Here is a 15594-nt window from a genome sequence, read left to right as displayed (position 1 = left end):
ACCAGCAGGTAAAGGGCGTGAACAGGGTTGCGGCATGGCTTGCAGCGGGCTTCGAGCGTGCTTCCACCGGTATGCCACCCGTGGAAGCCCGCTCGTGGACGGGGCGCCCGCAGACGCCCCGGGAAGGAGGGACGCGACGGCGTCAGGCCAGACCCGCCTCGATGGCGCGCCGGACGGCGGCCGCCCGGTCGCGGATGCCCGCTTTGGCGAACAGGTTGTTGATGTGGGTCTTGACGGTGGCCTCGCTGATGAAGAGCCTCTCGGCGATCCCCCGGTTGGGCAGGCCCTGGCCGATCAGCGCGAGCACCTCGCGCTCGCGGGGAGTGAGGTCCTCCGGCATGGCGGGTCCCGGTTCGGAGGCCTTCGTGTTCGTGCTCCTGGCGGAGGCGAGCAGCCGGTCCTGCACCTCGCGGTCGAGCACGGACTGGCCGGCCGCAGCGGCCCGGATGGCCCGGGTGATGTCCTGGCGTCCCGCGTTCTTGGTCAGGTACCCGCGGGCTCCCGCGCCCAGTGCGCCCAGGATCGAGTCGTCGTCGGCGAACGTGGTGAGGACCACCACGGCCACCTGCGGGTACTGCTCGCTCAGGCGGCGGGTCGTCTCGATCCCGTCCATGACCGGCATCCTCAGGTCCATCAGGACCACGTCCACGGGCCCGGCGGCGACGGCCGTCAGCACCTCGGTCCCGTCCGCGGCGGCCGCGACGACCTCGATGTCCCCGGACAGGCCGAGCACCGCGGCGAGCGGCTCCCGGACGGCGGCCTGGTCGTCGGCGACGACCACCCTCACCTTCTGCTGCTCTTCGGTCGGTTCGCTCATCCCGGGATCACTGCCTCCACGTGCCAGCCGCCCCGGTCCGGCCCTTCGGTGACCGGTCCCGCCGTGACGGTTCCGTCCAGGAGCGCGACGCGTTCGCGCATTCCGATCAGCCCCATCCCGCTGCCGGGCCCCGCGTGCGCCTCGCGGGTGCCGGGGCGGTTGCGGACCGTCAGCGTCGTCGACGCCGCGGCGAACCTCAGCTCCACGCCGGCGTCTCCTCCGGGCGCGTGCCGGGCGGCGTTGGTCAGTGCCTCCTGGGCGATCCGCAGCAGGTTCTGGGTCACGTGGGCCGGGAGCTCACGGGCCGTGCCGATGACCGTGAGGGCGTCGTGGTGACCCGAGGATTCGACCATCGCGGCCAGGCTCTCCACGAGCGGCAGCGCGTCCTCGCGCAGCGCGTGCACGGTCCACTGCGCCTGCTTCAGGCTCTCCCTGACCAGGGCGTGAGCCTTGGAGTTGGCCTCCCGGACCTTCTCGAGGTCGCCGGTGTCGATCAGCGCGTCGGTCAGTTCCAGCTGCATGTTGATCCCGGCCAGCGAGTGCGCCAGTACGTCGTGCACGTCCCGCGCGATCCGGCCGCGTTCGCTCAGCACGGCCGTCCGCGCCTCGGCCCGGGCGGCGCGTTCGGCCGCCTCGGACGCTGCGATCGCCGCCCGTACGGCCTGGCGCTGACTGCGGTTCAGGATGCCGATCAGGACGGGTGCGCCGGTGGCGAGGCCGAGTACCCAGGGCAGTTCCTGACCTCCCGGCCCGAGGTGGAGGTACAGGACGCCGGCGCAGAGGGCGCTGCAGAGTCCTGCGAGGGCCAGGGCCCACCTGGTCTCCAGCCGGTATCCGATGTGACCGGTGAGGAGGAAGGCGAAGAGGTAGCCCGTGCCACTGCTGCTGACACCGATCAGGGTGGCCGCCGCGAGGACGCCGGCAGCCAGCCAGGCGGGGGCGAACCGCTGGGTCGTGGCGTTCTCGGGCAGGCCCCGGGCCAGTAGCGCTGCCGTGTTGAGCACGAAGAGGACGAGGACGGCCAATCCCTGGCCGCTGAAGCCCATGGGCCGGATCGTCACGACTCCGACGGCGATGACCGCCAGGGTCATGGCCCACCGGACCCGCGGATCCTGTCCGGGAACCGGACGCTGGGCGGCCTCCGGGGAGGCTGCCGTCCCGGGGGACGGAGGGCTCTCGCGCGGGGGCATGCGCAGAACATACTGCACGGTCAGGCCGTGCGGTCGAGCACCGGCACGGGGCGGACCACCGTGTGGGTGCGGCTCCGGACGAAGATCGTCGCCAGCCGCGTGACCACCTCGGTCAGGGCCATGAGGACGAACGCCGCCACCCAGGCCTTGTCGCCGGTGATCTGGTGGTCGACGCTGAACCGGGCGACATCGGCGCCGCCGCCGTGCTCGACCCACAACTGGAAGCCCATCCGCGCGCCCATGCCCACGACCCACAGGACCGCCGACACCACTCCGGCCTTGATGAGGACGTGCCCGTCGACGGTCCGGATCCGGGTGTAGACGCCGCCCGCGATGCCGAGCGCGGCGCCCGCGCCCACCAGGACCGCGATCAGCGCCAGGTCGTTGCCCGCGGTGGGGATGGTGTCCAGGTACGAGTAGGCCACGAAGGCCACGATCCCCAGCGGGAGCAGGAAGGACTTGAGGTCGAGCCGCCCTTCCCGAAGCTGCCGGAAGACGATCAGGATGAGGGCGATGTCGGTGATCCACTCGGTCGTTGTCATGTCCTCAAGGCTGCTACGGGGCGGCCCGCGGCACCTGGACCCAAGGGTGGAAATGGGGGTGGAGTCCGGCCTCCCCCCACTCCACCGGCGGCCCGGCGGAACACCGTGGGCGGCGGTCCGGACGCCCGAGCGCCCGCCCGCCACGTGTCGTGGCGGGCGGGCGGGCGGGTGAACGGGCTGGTTCGGGGAAGGCCGGGGACCGGCGTCCCCGCCAGCCGTCGGCTCAGGGAAGCGGGATCAGAAGCGGGATCACTTGCCCAGGTAGGCGTTGACGATCGTGACCTCGGAGACGTTGCCCTGCTTGTCGGTGACCTGGGCCCGGAAGGAGATGCCCTGGTCCTTCGCGGGGTTCCGGACGGAGATCGCGCCGTCGGTGACCTTGACCTTCTTCCAGGTCGTGCCGCCGTCGAGGCTCACGGAGACCGTGAGCGACTTGAGGTTCTTCCCGGAGGCCGCTCCCTGCACGGTCACGGGGATCCGGGTGACCTTGCCCGCCGGGGCGCGGGAGGCGGTGTCGAGCGGGGCCCGGAAGCGCACCGTCGAGACCGGGAGCGAGGTTTGGGCAGCGACCTGACGCGAGCGGAAGGTGAAGCTCGTGTCGATGCGGGTGGAGACGGCGGAGACGTCCGGGGACCGCTCCACGGAGGTGGCCAGCCGGTATTCGGCGTCGGCGCCGTCGACCGTGAAGGGCTCCCAGCCGCTCAGCGGGTCCTCGTTCTCGGCGACCTTGATGCCGTTGCGGTACAGGGTGGTGGCGGTCTTGGTGAGCGCCGAGGAACCCGCGTGGCCGGCGCCGTCGCCGAACAGCGGCACCGCGCCCGTGATGGTCTGCTTGCCCGTCTCCGGGTCGGGTGCGCTGCGGAACACGCCCAGGCCCGGGGCGCCCAGGAGCGGTGAGAAGACTCCGGTGTTGAAGGTCTCGCGGTGGGAGGAGCCGGCCGCGTAGCGCTTCGGCTCCAGGGCGGCCAGGTCCGCCTCGATGCCCTGGTTGCCGTCCCCGTCGGGGGCGCCGAGCTGCCAGAACCCGGTGCGCCAGGTGGCGCCGTCGAGGGCGGAGAGCATGAGCGTACGGGTGCCGGGAGCGGGCTGGTTGGCCCCGTAGAAGTCGCCCTGGGACATGCCGGGCAGGGTGGGGGCGGCGTAGGCGTAGCCGGACTTGCCGGGGGCGGGCGCGCCCATGTCCACGGAGAGCTTCGCCAGCTGGGTCGCCTTCAGGTGCCGCGTGTACCCGGTGGCGAGACGCTTCGTCACGCCGCCGAGGGCGACGTTGTACTGGGTGGCCGGGTCCTTGATGAAGGTAGCGAGCCAGCTCTGCGTGAGCGAGCCGTCGGTCACCGCCGGCCCCATGTGGGCGGAGCGGAACCCGGTGTACCCCTTGGGCAGGACCCATCCGCTGCCGAGGTGGCCTTCGCCGACCTTCTGCTGGTAGTACGGCAGGGCGAAGTCGGCCGTGGCCAGACCGGGAACGGTGATGTCCACCGGCTTCGCTGTGCGTGCGTCGACCGTGACCTTGGTGGTTCCGGCGACCTCCAGCCGCGGCTGGACCAGCCAGTCGACGCCCTTGGCGAGGTCCGAGCCGTCCTGGTACACGGCGCCGTGGAGGGCGTAGGTGCCCTTGGGCAGACGCAGGGTGCCGGAGGCGGACTCGTTGCTCACCCCCGTCCATATGCCGTCGGCGGCGCCGCCGATGCCGAACAGGGAGTGGGAGAACTCGCGGGCAGGGGCGCCGTCGCGGTCGACGGTCGTGATGGTGACGTCGTACGCCTCGGCCTCGCGGACGGCCGCCGCGCCCGTACGGACGGACTGGCCGCCGCCGGTGGCGGTGACGTAGGCGGAGAACGCGCCGTCGACGTCGCCGAGCCGGGTGTCGGCCGCCAGGTCGACCTCGGCCCGGCCCCCTGCGGGCACGGTCACCTTGGTGGCGCCGAGCGCGAAGAACCCGGCCGGGGCCGGCTTGCCGTGGGAATCGGTGCCGCTCACCGCGAGGTCGAGCGTGATGGCGGTGGCGCCGAGGTTGCGGTAGGCGATCTTCTTGGTGAGGGGCTTGTCGTCGGCGTGCGGCCACTGGGCCGTGCCGAGGGAGACCGACGGCTGCTCGGTGATCACCGTTTGGGTCAGGGCCTTGTCCACCTGCACGCGGCCGGTGCCCTGCTGCTGGACGCCGACCGCGCCGTCCTTCGTGGACGCGGTCAGCGCGCCCTTGAGCTCGGTGCCGGTCCAGCCCGGGTTCTTCTGCTTCAGCAGCGCCGCCGCTCCGGCCACGTGCGGGGTGGCCATGGAGGTGCCGTTGAGCACCAGGTACCCGGGGACGGGGTGCTGGGCCCCGGGGTCGGTGTCGAGCTTGCTCCCCTTGGCCGCCGCGGCGGTGATGCCCACGCCGGGCGCGGTGAGGTCGGGCTTGACCGCGCCGTCGCCGACGCGCGGGCCCCTGCTGGAGAAGTCCGCGAGGGCGTCCTTGCCGTCGACGGCGCCGACGGTCAGGGCGGCGTCGGCGCTGCCGGGCGAGCCGACCGTGGACTCGCCGGCACCGTTGTTGCCCGCGGCGACGGCGAACAGGACGCCCTTCTCCGCCGACAGCCGGTCCACGGTCGCCTCGACCGGGTCCACGCCGGGGAAGTCGCGGCTTCCGAGGCTGAGGTTGACGACGGCCGCACCCTCGGCGACGGCCCACTCCATGCCCGCGATGACCGCGGAATCGGAGCCGTAGCCCCGGTCGTCGAGGACCTTGCCGCTGATCACCTTGGCGCCGGGTGCGACGCCCTTCATCGCCCCGCCGGACGCGGCCCCGGTCCCGGCCGCGATGGAGGCCACGTGGGTGCCGTGGCCGACGCGGTCGGTGGCGTCGGGGGAGTCGGAGAAGTTCTTCTCCCCGACGACCTGGCTCTTCAGGTCCGCGTGGGTCTTGTCGACACCGGTGTCCAGGACGGCGATCTTCACGCCCGTGCCGTCGAACCCGGCCTGCCAGGCCCGGTCGGCGCCGATCTGCTTCGTGCTCTTGTCCAGGCTCGCCTTGCGCACGCCGTCCAGCCAGACCTTGCCGATGCCGGCACCGGTGGCGCGGAGGCCGCGCGCGGTGGGCTCCGTCAAGGCCTCCCAGACCTTCGTGGCGTCAGCGGGAGATGCCTTGACGGCTTCGGCGTTGACGGTCTGGAGGACGCGCCCGGCACCGTTGCCGGCGGCGGACCGCAGTTCCGCGCGCGCCGCCCCGGCGGAGCCCTCGTACTGGACGATCAGGCCGAGTCCGCCGCGGTGCAGTGCGCGCAGGGCCGGGTCGGCGAGCGTGGTGACGTCGAAGAGGCGCCGGTCCAGCTTGCCGGCGGCCAGCAGGGCCCGGGCGTCGGCGGGCAGGACCAGGGTGCGGCCATCGGCGCGTTCGATCTCGACCGGTACGCGCTCACGGCCCCGGCCGGGCTCGAAGCGCACGACGGCGCCACTGCCGTTCACGGTCACCCGGTCACCGGTGATCAGCGTGACGGTGACGGGGGCGTCCGTGGTGGTCCTGGTGGGGGAGGCGGCGGGTGCCGCCCCCGCGGGGCCGGTCAGCCCCGTGCTGAGGGCGACGACGGCGGTGGCGAGGGCGAGGGCCCCCGCGGCTTGTCGAGGCCTGTGGGTCCGTGTGAACAACTCTGCTCCTGTGGAAGGCGTGCACGTCGGCCGGAGCCGTGGGGCGCGCCCCGTCGTGTGGCGTACGCGGAGTACGCGGTGTGTGCATGGCGTCGGGGGTGACGCCGGCCGCCGGGGCCCGGCCCGTGTCCCGCCTGCCTCCAGGGGGAGAAGCGGTGGTGGGCGGGGTGGGCCGTGCGGGCCGCTCGGCGACCGGGTACGGCAGCAGTCCACCGGCTCGCGGATTGTTCAGCAGCCTTGATCCGGGCGGCTGAACAATTGTTTTCCGTGGCCGAAGAGGCTCTTGTGGCTGGTGTGGCCCCCGCATACGGTGGAAATGATCTTGATCCCGGGGAGGGAACAGCATGGGCAGCGGAGCGGGAAGGCCGGAGAAGGCGCTCGATCCACAGGCCGGCCCCACCGCCCGGTTCGCCGGTGAGCTCCGCGCACTGCGCCGCGCGGCCGGCTCCGTCCCCTACCGCGAACTGTCCGCGCGGGCCGGCTATTCGGTGACGGCGCTCTCCCAGGCAGCCGCCGGAAACCGGCTCCCGAGCCTGCCCGTGACGCTGGCCTACGCCGAGGTCTGCGGCGGCGCCCGGACGGAATGGGAACGCCGGTGGCGCGAGGCCGCCGCCGAAGCCGAGGCAGAAGCCGCGACCGAAGCCCTGGCCACCCTGGAACTCGGCGCCGACAGCGGGGGCACGGCGCCCTACCGGGGCCTGACACGCTTCGAACCCGAGGACGAGGCGGTGTTCTTCGGCCGGGAGCAGCTGACCGACCAACTGACCGCCCTGGTCGCCGAACACCGCTTCGCCGTCGTCCTCGGCCCCTCCGGCAGCGGCAAGTCCTCCCTGCTGCGGGCCGGCCTCATCCCGCGACTGCGCCGCTCCGCACCACCGCTGCCACCCGCCGCGGCCCTGCGCGTCCTGACCCCCGGCGAACACCCGATGCGGACCCACGCGCCGGTCCTCACCCCCGCCGCCGCAGACGGCGAGACCTGGCTGATCGTCGACCAGTTCGAGGAGGTCTTCACCCTCTGCACGGACCCCGACGAACGACGGGACTTCCTCGCGGCCCTCCTCGCCGCCCGCCACCCCGGAAGCCGGATCCGCGTGGTGCTCGCCGTGCGCGCCGACTTCTACGCGAACTGCCTGGCCCACCCCGCCCTGGCCGAGGCCGCCCGGGCCGCGGCCCTCCCCGTGGGCCCGCTGACAGCCCAGGAGATGCGCGGCGCGATCGTGCGCCCCGCGGCAGCGGCCGGCCTCACCGTCGAACGCGCCCTCACGGCCCGGCTCGTGGAAGAGGTCACCCGCGAACCCGGCAGCCTGCCGCTGCTCTCCCACGCCCTGCTGGAGACCTGGCGCCGCCGCCGCGGGCGCACGCTGACCCTGGCCGGACACGAGGCGGCCGGTGGTCTGCGCGGCGCCCTGGCCCAGACCGCCGAGGAGGTGTACGCGGCACTCGGGCCCGACCGAGCCCCCGTCGCGCGTCGCCTCCTGCTGAACCTGATCACCCCCGGCGACGGAGCCCCCGACACCCGGCGGCCCGTACCCCGCGACACCCTCGTGCCCCCGGACTCGCCGGAGGCCGCCGAAGCGGGGGCCGTGCTCGACCGGCTGGCCCGGGCCCGGCTCGTCACCCTGGACCAGGACGTCGTGGACCTGGCCCACGAGGCCCTGATCACCGCGTGGCCGCGGCTGCGCGGCTGGATCGACACCGATCGCGAACGGCTCCGGCGCCACCGCAGGCTGACCCAGGCCACCCAGAACTGGCTGACCCGCCGACGCGACACCGGGGCGCTCCTGCGCGGAGGCGAACTGGCCGAGGCGGAGGCCACGTTCGCCGACGACACGGGCCGCTCCGCCGAGCTGGTCCCGACGGAGCGGGAGTTCCTGCGTGCGGGCCTGGCGTCCCGCGCCCGCACGCGTCGGATCCGTCGCGGCGTCACCTCCGTCGTCGGCCTCCTCCTCGTCCTCCTCACGGTGGCGAGCACGACCGCCTGGCAGCAGGGCCGCGACAACGTCCGGCAGCGGGTCGACGCCGAGATCCGCAAGGTCAAGGGGGAGGAACTGGCCGCCGCTCAGCTGGCAGCAGTGGCCCAGGGCCTACGGGGCTCCGACCCCGCGCTGGCGATGCGGCTGAGCCTGGCCGCCTGGCGGGTCGCCGAGACCACCGAGACCCGGTCGGCGCTGCTGGCGGCGTCCGTCCAGGCCGAGTCCGACGCCTACGACGTACCGGACGAGGCGGGCCCCTGGACCTCCCACCCCGCCTCTCCGGTCCGGCTGAGCGCGGACGGCCGGATCGCGGTCACCGTCGACGTGGACTCCCTGCGCGCCTGGGACGTCACGAAGAAGACGGCCGTCGGACCGGAGACGGCCCTCGACCCGCTGGCCCTGTTCCGCGGGATCTCCCCGGACGGCCGTACCGCCCTGGTGCAGGGGGGCCGGGCGGAGACGGAGCCCGCATCCGAAAGCGGGGCGCGACGGCTGGACCTGGTGTCCGGGACGGCGCTCGACGCCGTGCCCCACCCGGTGGGCGCTTCCATCGGCTGGACGGCCGCCGAACAGGTCGTCGCCGACCTGGACATGGACGGTGCCACCGGCCGCCTCTCGCTCCGGGACGCGCGAAGCGGCGGCACCCTGCTGGAGGTGCCGACCGGGCGGCATCCGATGTGGGCGCTCAGCCCGGACGGACGCCACCTGGCGGTGTGCGCCCGGGGAGGGGACGCGGTCGGCGCCTTCGCACGGGCCGACGTGCCCCTGAAGGTCTGGGACGTGGCCCGGCGCGCCGAGCTCCCGGCCTCCCGACCCGGAGCGTGCGGCGTGGACTCGTTCCGCTTCACCGGCGACGGCGCCGTCCTCGCGGCCCAGGAGCCAGGCGGCGTGAGCCTGTGGGACCCGGTCACGGGCCGGGAACCGGCCGGGATCAACCACCCCGGCCTGACCGAGATGACCACCAGCCCCGACGGCCGGTTCGCCGCGGCCGTCGACGGCCGGGAGATCCTGATGTGGCGACTCTCCGCGCCCGAACGGCCGGTCTTCCGGTACTCCCTCACCAACGGGGCCGCCTCCCAGCTCCGGATCGACCCGAAGGACGGCGTCATCAGGTACCTCACCGAACGCCGGCTCGGGGACACCGTGGTGCGCACGATCTCCTACGGAACGGCCGCGACGGCGGACTGGAACCCCGAACCGGCATCGACGGGCACCTTCAGCGCGGATGCCACGACCGTCGCGGTCGACCGCCGGCAGGGGGACAGCACCTGGTTCGAGGCCTACGCCGTCGCCGACGGCCGGCGCACGGCCAGCACCCCGCCGGCCGACTGCCCGAAAGCCGTACCGGAACCCACCGGAACTCCCGCGCGACACGACTGCCGCGTCCTCCTCGCGCTCAGCCCCGACGGACGCACCCTCGCCCACGCCCGAACCGACTTCGCCGAAGGCTCCGACGCGGGGGAGGGGCAGAAGGAGACCGCGACGCGCTCCCAGGAGCCGACCCTCTGGGACGTGCCGGCGAACACGGCCCGCCCCCTCCCCACGGACCCGGAACCGCCCTTCGCCGCCCGGATGCCCATCACGGGCATGGCCGTCTCACCGGACGGCCGGTCCCTGCTCACGACGCGGGCGGGCGTCGACACCCTGGACGTCCGGGACGTGGCGAGCGGACAGCGGACCCGCCCCCAGGACCTCACGAAGGACCGGACCTCCCCCGTGGCGAAGCCGCGGAGCGACCGGTCCGCACGGGTCGCGGTCCGCCCCGACGGCCGACTGCTCGCGACCTCCTCGGACACCTTCGACGTCACCACCGGCCGGCGCACCGAACGGGGCCCCACCACGGAACAGGGCGGGGTGATGGCCTACAGCCCCGACAACACGCGCCTGGCCGTCGGTGACACGACGGGCGGGGTCACCCTGTGGGACGGCGAGGCCGAGCGACGCCTGGCCACCCTCCCGGCCGGCGCGGACGCGATCGGCCTCGACTCCGCGAAGGCCGTCACCGCCCTGGCCTTTTCCCCCGACGGCCACACCCTGGCCGTGGCGGGCGCCTCCGGCACGCTCCGGCTCTGGGACGTGAACTCGGGCCGGCCTCTGGGCCCACCGCTGCCGACCCCCGGCGACGGGATCGTGGCCGTCGCCTTCTCACCCGACGGCCGGACCCTGCACAGCGCGGGCGAACACAGCACCGTCCGCACCCACCAGGTGACCCCGGACCGCCTGGCGGAGTCCGTCTGCACCCGCTCCGGAACCGGGCTCTCCCGGTCCGACTGGCGCACCTACCTCCCGGATCTCCCCTACCGGAAGACCTGCTGACGGTTCGCGTTCACCCCGCGGACCCACGAACCCGCCCGCTGCGGGGCTTGGCCGAAACACGTCCTGGACGGAGCCGCAGCCAGGGCACAGACTGCGATGGGCGATCAAGTGGCGCCGGAGGAGACGGCGATGGAGGATGCCCGGTGCTACGCATTCACTTCACCGCCGAGGACCTGGCCCGGACCCGGGTGGCCGCGACGATCGGGGCGGCCGCGGAAACGATGTACAGCCTGAGGCTGCTGCGCGACTGCGCCGCCAAGGCCCTGCCCTTCCGCCCCTGGCAGAAGGCGGTCCGCGGGCGGCTGGGCGCGCAGACCCGCCCGGTGACGAGCCTGCTGGCCGTGGACGGCCCGGACATCGACCTGACGGTCCTGATGGGTGACACGCCGTCCTTGGAGGAGGGAATCGACAATCTCCTCCGGGCATCGCCGGCCAGCATGCGGACCGAGCTCGAACACATCGCCTTCCACCCCTCGCAGTTGTCGTGGGCCCGGGACCTGGCGGCCGGTGACCTCGAAGCCCGCAAGGAGTTCGCCGCGGGGCTCGCCGCCTGCAACGAGGTGCTCGTAGCTCCGTATTGGAACGGGGCGCGATCCCATGTGGAGGGCGTACGGGCGACCTTCGCACGGACGCTGCTCGACGGCGGGATCGAACGCCTGCTGGAGGGGATGTGCGTGCCGCTGGTGCGGTGGCGGTCACCGGTACTGGAGGTGCGGTACCACCGGGACGTCGACGTCCACCTCGGGGGGCGCGGTCTCGTCATCGCGCCGACGGTCTTCCTGTGGCGGGACCCGGCACTGCTGTGGGACTCGCAGGACGAGACCTCGGCGCCCACCCTCGCCATTCCGACCGTCGGTGACGCAGAGGCGGGCACGGCGCTGTGGGGTGCGGCGCAGGCCGCGGAGCAGTCCCTGGGCGCCTTGCTGGGGCGCACTCGGGCCGCGGCACTGCAAGTGGCCACCGAGGGGTGCAGCACCAGCGAGCTCGCGCGGCGGCTGAACGTGTCCCTCGCGGCGGCCAGCGAGCATGCGACGGTGCTGCGCAACGCCCATCTGATCACCACGAGCCGACGCGGCAGATCCGTGGTGCACACCGTCACCCCGCTGGGCGCCGAACTCCTCGGAAACCACGGCTGATCCGACGCCCGAGGCATGAGCGGGATGGTCGGACGAACCGTCAGCCAAGCTTTCCGGCTTGGGCTTCGACCACGCTCTTGGGGTGGTCCGCGGTGCCGCTCATGCTCTGTGCGTGGAACACGGCGAGGGTGTTTGCCTTGCGTACGACGACGAGCTCCGTCGAGATCCGTCCGATCTCCTCGTCTGCCATGGCGAGGGTGTAGGTCAGGTTTTCATCCCCGACTTCCACTTTGGTGAAGGGCCGTACCGTGGTGTCGCCGAGTTCCTCGCCGGCCACGGTGGGCACGAAGCCCTTCTCGCAGGGCAGACCCGCGTCGAAGAGCGAGCGGAAGGCCCGCTGGGCGCCGTCGCCGTCGTACGAGTACAGGCTGACTACGGTGGCGGTCGTTCCGAGGGCGTTGCGGGCGGCGAGCTGCTTGTCTTCCTCGCTCGCGTCCTTGGCCACCGGCTTCGGCTTGGCGGCCACCGTGATCCGCGCCCCCCCGGTCGGGCTGCCGATCGGCGCCGCGGCCATCGCCTGGAGTACCGGCAGACAATCGGGGACATCGCTGACGGCGTGCTTGCCTGCCTCTACGTCCTTCTCGGAGACGGCCTTGAAGAGGTGGTCGGGCAGGTCCGCCTGCACCAGGATCATGCCCGCGAGCTCCGCATCCGTCTTCCCCTTGGCGGCCGGCACCGCCGGAGTCGGTGCGGAAGCCGAGGCCGAGGGCTTCGGATCGGCCTTCTCCGCGACGCTGCCGGAGCCGCCGCAGCCGGAAGTGAACAGGGCCAGGGACACGGCAGAGGCGGTCAGAACGGTACGGCGGACGAGCATGGCGCGGGCCAGGCCGAAGGCGCGGGAGCCCTGGGCGTTCGGGTGCAGCGGGAGGGCGTCGCCGGGGACCTCCGGGTCGGGCAGGAGCGCGTCCAGGGGTGGGGCGTACGGGTTCTTCGGAGCGCGGTCGGGCGCCCAGGATCGTCGCGGCAGCCGGAGCGGTGTAGATGAGGCCGACGACGGTGACCCGGTGCCGCTGGGAGAACCAGAGCGTGACCGTGTCGCGATCGCGTGGATCGTTTCGGGGGGAGTGTGCAGGGGAGTCCTTCCCGCGGGCGCGGGTGCGCACGGCAGGCCGTCGTGGAGGTCGGAGCCGTCCGCACCGCGCCGCTCGGCGGTCGCGGGTGCGCCGCTCGTGGACGTTCAGCTCCGAGGACGGCCGCGCACGCGGGCCATGTGCACGTGCCCACCATGAGCCGCCGGCGGATGGGCACGGGCACGCTGCCGTCAGGCCCGCAGGATGCGCCACGGGCGGCTCGCGTGTTCGGCGGGAGTGCCGTCGAGTACGCGAGCCGTGCGGGTGGCGGGGTCGAGGACGACGGTGGCCAGACTTGCCCAACGGTGCCCCGACGGGGCGTTCATGTCGGGGACGCAGGTCAGCGGTGGTTCCCCCGGACCGGTGATCAGGCGCTCGACCAGTTCCTCGGCCCGCTCCACGGGGCCCTGCGCGATCCGGTCACGGAGGAACGCATAGCGCTCACCGGAGTCGGGCTGGTAGAGCGAGCTCTTCTCGTGCGCGGCGGGGACGGCGGTGAGGAAGTGGTTGGTGCGCAGGTGTGTTCCCGGGGCGGCTTCGGGAACCTCGAAGATTCCCACCGGGCTGAGGTCGAGGAGCAGGGCGCCGTCCTCGTCGAAGAGGGCGAAGGATCCGGACGAGGTGAGCGGGGCGTCGAGGAGGATCTCCCGGGCGTGTTCACTGCTGCCCGCCTCTTCGAGGACGGCGGCGGCGAGGACGTGTACGGGTACGCCGCCGGCGCGGTCGTCCCGGTGTCCGAGGATGTTGAAGTGCAGGGCGAGTCCGGCGCTGTTCACACCGATCTTGGCGAGGATGCCGTGCTCGGTGATACCGGCGTACCGGTACGCGGCGCCGGCGCTGGCGACCGTGTGCCAGGAGGAGCTGAGCTCGACGTGCCAGTCCCAGGTCTGCACGCCGACCGGGGCGGTGGTGCCGTCGGGCCTCGGCAGGCGCCGCACGATGGTCGAGCACTCGCCGGGCGGGACGGTGTGGCTGCGGGCGAGGATCTCGGTACGGGCGTTGAGAGCGGCGATCCGCCAGGGCTCGACCCCGGCTCCGTCGGCGATGCCTTCGATCTGTTCGCGCAGCGCCGGGCGGAAGGCGTCGACGGCGTCGAGCGTGAGCTCCGCGTCGGAGCGGACCGTGGCGGGCCGGATGCCGGCAAGCGCGAAGAGACGGTCGTAGGAGTCGAGCGCGCCGTGCAGGCCGTCGGCGAGCTGCCGGCCCCGGGACCGGCCGCGGGCCCGCGGGTCGGCGGCGTCGACGCTCACGTGGAGGCGGTGTTCGGGGCGGGGGTACGGGGCAGAGGTCACGAGGCGCATTCCTGGGCGGTGTGGTGGACGACGGAACCGTCGACGACGGTCGCGAGGACGGGGTTGTCGGCCTGTTGCTCGGGGCTCAGGTCGAGAGGGTTGCGGGCGAACACCGTGAGGTCGGCCAGGTAGCCCGGGGCGATCCGGCCGAGCCGGCCGGCGGAGCCCGCGGCGATGGCGGGGGAGCGGGTCATGCCCGCGTAGGCCTCCCGGGCGCTGATCCGCTGGCCGGGCTGGACGGGGAGGGTCGCCGGCTCTTCGACGGGGCGTCGCAGCTGGGCGTCGGAGAGGGCGGTCCGCGGGTCGCCGATTCCGATGGGCCAGTCGGATCCGAGGGCGACGACGGCACCGTGGTCCAGCAGGTCACGGGTGCGCCAGCCGTGGGCGGCGCGCTCCGGACCGATCCGGTGGGACCAGTTGTCGCTCCGGTCCGCCTTGGTCATCCGGGTCGCGTGGACGGGCTGGAGACCCGCGACGACGCCGAGGGCCGCGAAGCGGGGCAGCAGATCGTCGGGGATCGACTCGACGTGCTCGATCCGATGGGGGGCGGACGGGGCGTGGCCGGTCTCCTCGATCGCGTCGAGGGCGGTGCGGACCGCCTGGTCGCCGATGGCGTGCGTGGCGGTGGGCACGTCGTGCTCGGTGAAGAAGCGGACGGCCTCGCGGTAGCCCTCCACGTCCTTCCACAGCGGCAGCCGGTTCTGTCCGAAGACGTCGGGGTGCTCGAACCAGGCGGAGCCGTTGTCGGCGGTGCCGTCCAGCATGAACTTGGCGCCCGCGACGTGCCAGCGGCGCCCGGCGAGCCGCTGCTGGGCGACCACGGCCTCCCAGTCCTCCCGCGTGGAGTCGGCCGGCACGAGCGGTGAGCAGCGCACGCGTACGGGCAGGTCTCCCTCCCTCTCGATCGCGCGGTAGACCTCCTCCGAGGGCGAGGCGAAGTCCAGCGCGTGCAGGCCCGTGAGGCCGGTCGCGGCGAACGTCCGCAGCCGGTCGGTGACGTGCCGGACGGCGTCGGCGAGCGGTACGTCGGGATAGTGGGCGAAGACGAGGTCCATGGCCTGGAGTTCGAGGACGAAGCCGGTGGGCCGGCCGTCCGGACCGACGACGATCCGGGAGGCGTCGTCGAAGGTCTCCGCGCCTGTCAGGCCCATCCGGTCGATCGCGGCCGGGCTGATCACGAGGGAGTGCGCGTCGCGGGTCATGAGCGAGATCGGCACCCCCGGAAAGCGGTGCTCCAGCGGCTGCCCGGTGGGCTCCCCGTCGAAGACGTTGACGTCGAGGTCGAAGCCGGTCACCCAGGCGGGCCCGCGCTGCTCCGCGAGACGGCCGGCGATCCGTGCGCAGACCTCGTCGAGGGTGCCCGCTCCGCCGAGGTCCAGGCCGGTGCCGACCTCGATCGCTCCCCACACCGGGTGGGCGTGGGAATCGGTCAGGCCCGGGACGAGGGTGGCTCCGGGGAAGTCCAGCACCCGGGTGGCGGCGCCCGCCCGCTCGCGCACGAGGTGGTCGCCGCCGACGGCGACGATCCTGCCGTCGTGGACGGCCACCACGGTGGCGGTGGGCCCGGCGGGTGCGGCGTCGAAGTTCTCGATCCGTGCGGCGCGCACGATGAGGTCGGCGTTCATGGTCGGTCC

At 73.4% G+C, this 15594-nt stretch carries 9 protein-coding genes; 2 read left to right on the top strand and 7 right to left on the bottom strand.

The annotated features are described in order from the left end of the window. Positions 1 to 142 precede the first annotated feature (142 nt). From OG898_RS29230 to OG898_RS29215, 4 genes are all read right to left on the bottom strand, one after another. Entirely contained in the window at positions 143 to 817 is a 675-nt protein-coding gene (locus OG898_RS29230) for a response regulator transcription factor (RefSeq protein ID WP_266960945.1), read from the bottom strand. Beyond that, entirely contained in the window at positions 814 to 2007 is a 1194-nt protein-coding gene (locus OG898_RS29225; RefSeq protein ID WP_266960943.1) for a histidine kinase, read from the bottom strand. Before OG898_RS29225 ends, OG898_RS29230 begins: the two co-directional genes overlap by 4 nt. Positions 2008 to 2027: 20 nt before the next feature. Beyond that, positions 2028 to 2549 (bottom strand): hypothetical protein, encoded by a 522-nt coding sequence (locus OG898_RS29220; RefSeq protein WP_250743415.1) that lies wholly within the window; start codon positions 2547 to 2549, stop codon positions 2028 to 2030. Between the two features lie 249 nt (positions 2550 to 2798). Then, a complete protein-coding gene (locus tag OG898_RS29215; protein ID WP_266960940.1) occupies positions 2799 to 6173 on the bottom strand; it encodes a S8 family serine peptidase in 3375 nt (1124 codons plus the stop codon). 344 nt (positions 6174 to 6517) lie between these two features. On the opposite strand from OG898_RS29215, the gene OG898_RS29210 reads away from it, so the two are divergent. Both OG898_RS29210 and OG898_RS29205 read left to right on the top strand, forming a co-directional pair. Beyond that, on the top strand, positions 6518 to 10462 hold the full coding sequence (locus OG898_RS29210) for a DNA-binding protein (RefSeq protein WP_266960938.1): 3945 nt from the start codon (positions 6518 to 6520) through the stop codon (positions 10460 to 10462). 143 nt (positions 10463 to 10605) lie between these two features. Continuing rightward, positions 10606 to 11598, top strand: coding sequence for a winged helix-turn-helix domain-containing protein (locus OG898_RS29205; protein WP_266960936.1), 993 nt, complete (start codon positions 10606 to 10608; stop codon positions 11596 to 11598). Between the two features lie 40 nt (positions 11599 to 11638). Here OG898_RS29205 and OG898_RS29200 read toward each other — a convergent pair whose 3' ends face one another. From OG898_RS29200 to OG898_RS29190, 3 genes are all read right to left on the bottom strand, one after another. Next, complete coding sequence (locus OG898_RS29200; protein WP_266960934.1) at positions 11639 to 12376, bottom strand: hypothetical protein; 738 nt, start codon at positions 12374 to 12376, stop codon at positions 11639 to 11641. 483 nt (positions 12377 to 12859) lie between these two features. Further along, positions 12860 to 13960 carry a C45 family peptidase gene (locus OG898_RS29195; protein WP_266960932.1) on the bottom strand — a complete coding sequence of 367 codons (1101 nt, stop codon included), beginning with the start codon at positions 13958 to 13960 and terminating at the stop codon, positions 12860 to 12862. Continuing rightward, the gene (locus OG898_RS29190; protein WP_266960930.1) at positions 13957 to 15585 is read right to left on the bottom strand and encodes an amidohydrolase; all 1629 of its coding nucleotides are present in this window, start codon (positions 15583 to 15585) and stop codon (positions 13957 to 13959) included. The genes OG898_RS29195 and OG898_RS29190 overlap by 4 nt, the downstream gene beginning before the upstream one ends. Between the last annotated feature and the right edge of the window lie 9 nt (positions 15586 to 15594).

The organism is Streptomyces sp. NBC_00193 (assembly GCF_026342735.1).
Lineage (GTDB): Bacteria > Actinomycetota > Actinomycetes > Streptomycetales > Streptomycetaceae > Streptomyces > Streptomyces stoeckheimensis.
The sequence above is the reverse complement of the archived record's forward strand: the minus strand, read 5'-3'. Positions and strand labels throughout refer to the sequence as shown.

Coding starts and splice junctions, on each gene's coding strand:
- OG898_RS29230 (WP_266960945.1), bottom strand. CDS start 817: ATGAGCGAACCGACCGAAGAGCAGCAGAAGGTGAGGGTGGTCGTCGCC.
- OG898_RS29225 (WP_266960943.1), bottom strand. CDS start 2,007: ATGCCCCCGCGCGAGAGCCCTCCGTCCCCCGGGACGGCAGCCTCCCCG.
- OG898_RS29220 (WP_250743415.1), bottom strand. CDS start 2,549: ATGACAACGACCGAGTGGATCACCGACATCGCCCTCATCCTGATCGTC.
- OG898_RS29210 (WP_266960938.1), top strand. CDS start 6,518: ATGGGCAGCGGAGCGGGAAGGCCGGAGAAGGCGCTCGATCCACAGGCC.
- OG898_RS29190 (WP_266960930.1), bottom strand. CDS start 15,585: ATGAACGCCGACCTCATCGTGCGCGCCGCACGGATCGAGAACTTCGAC.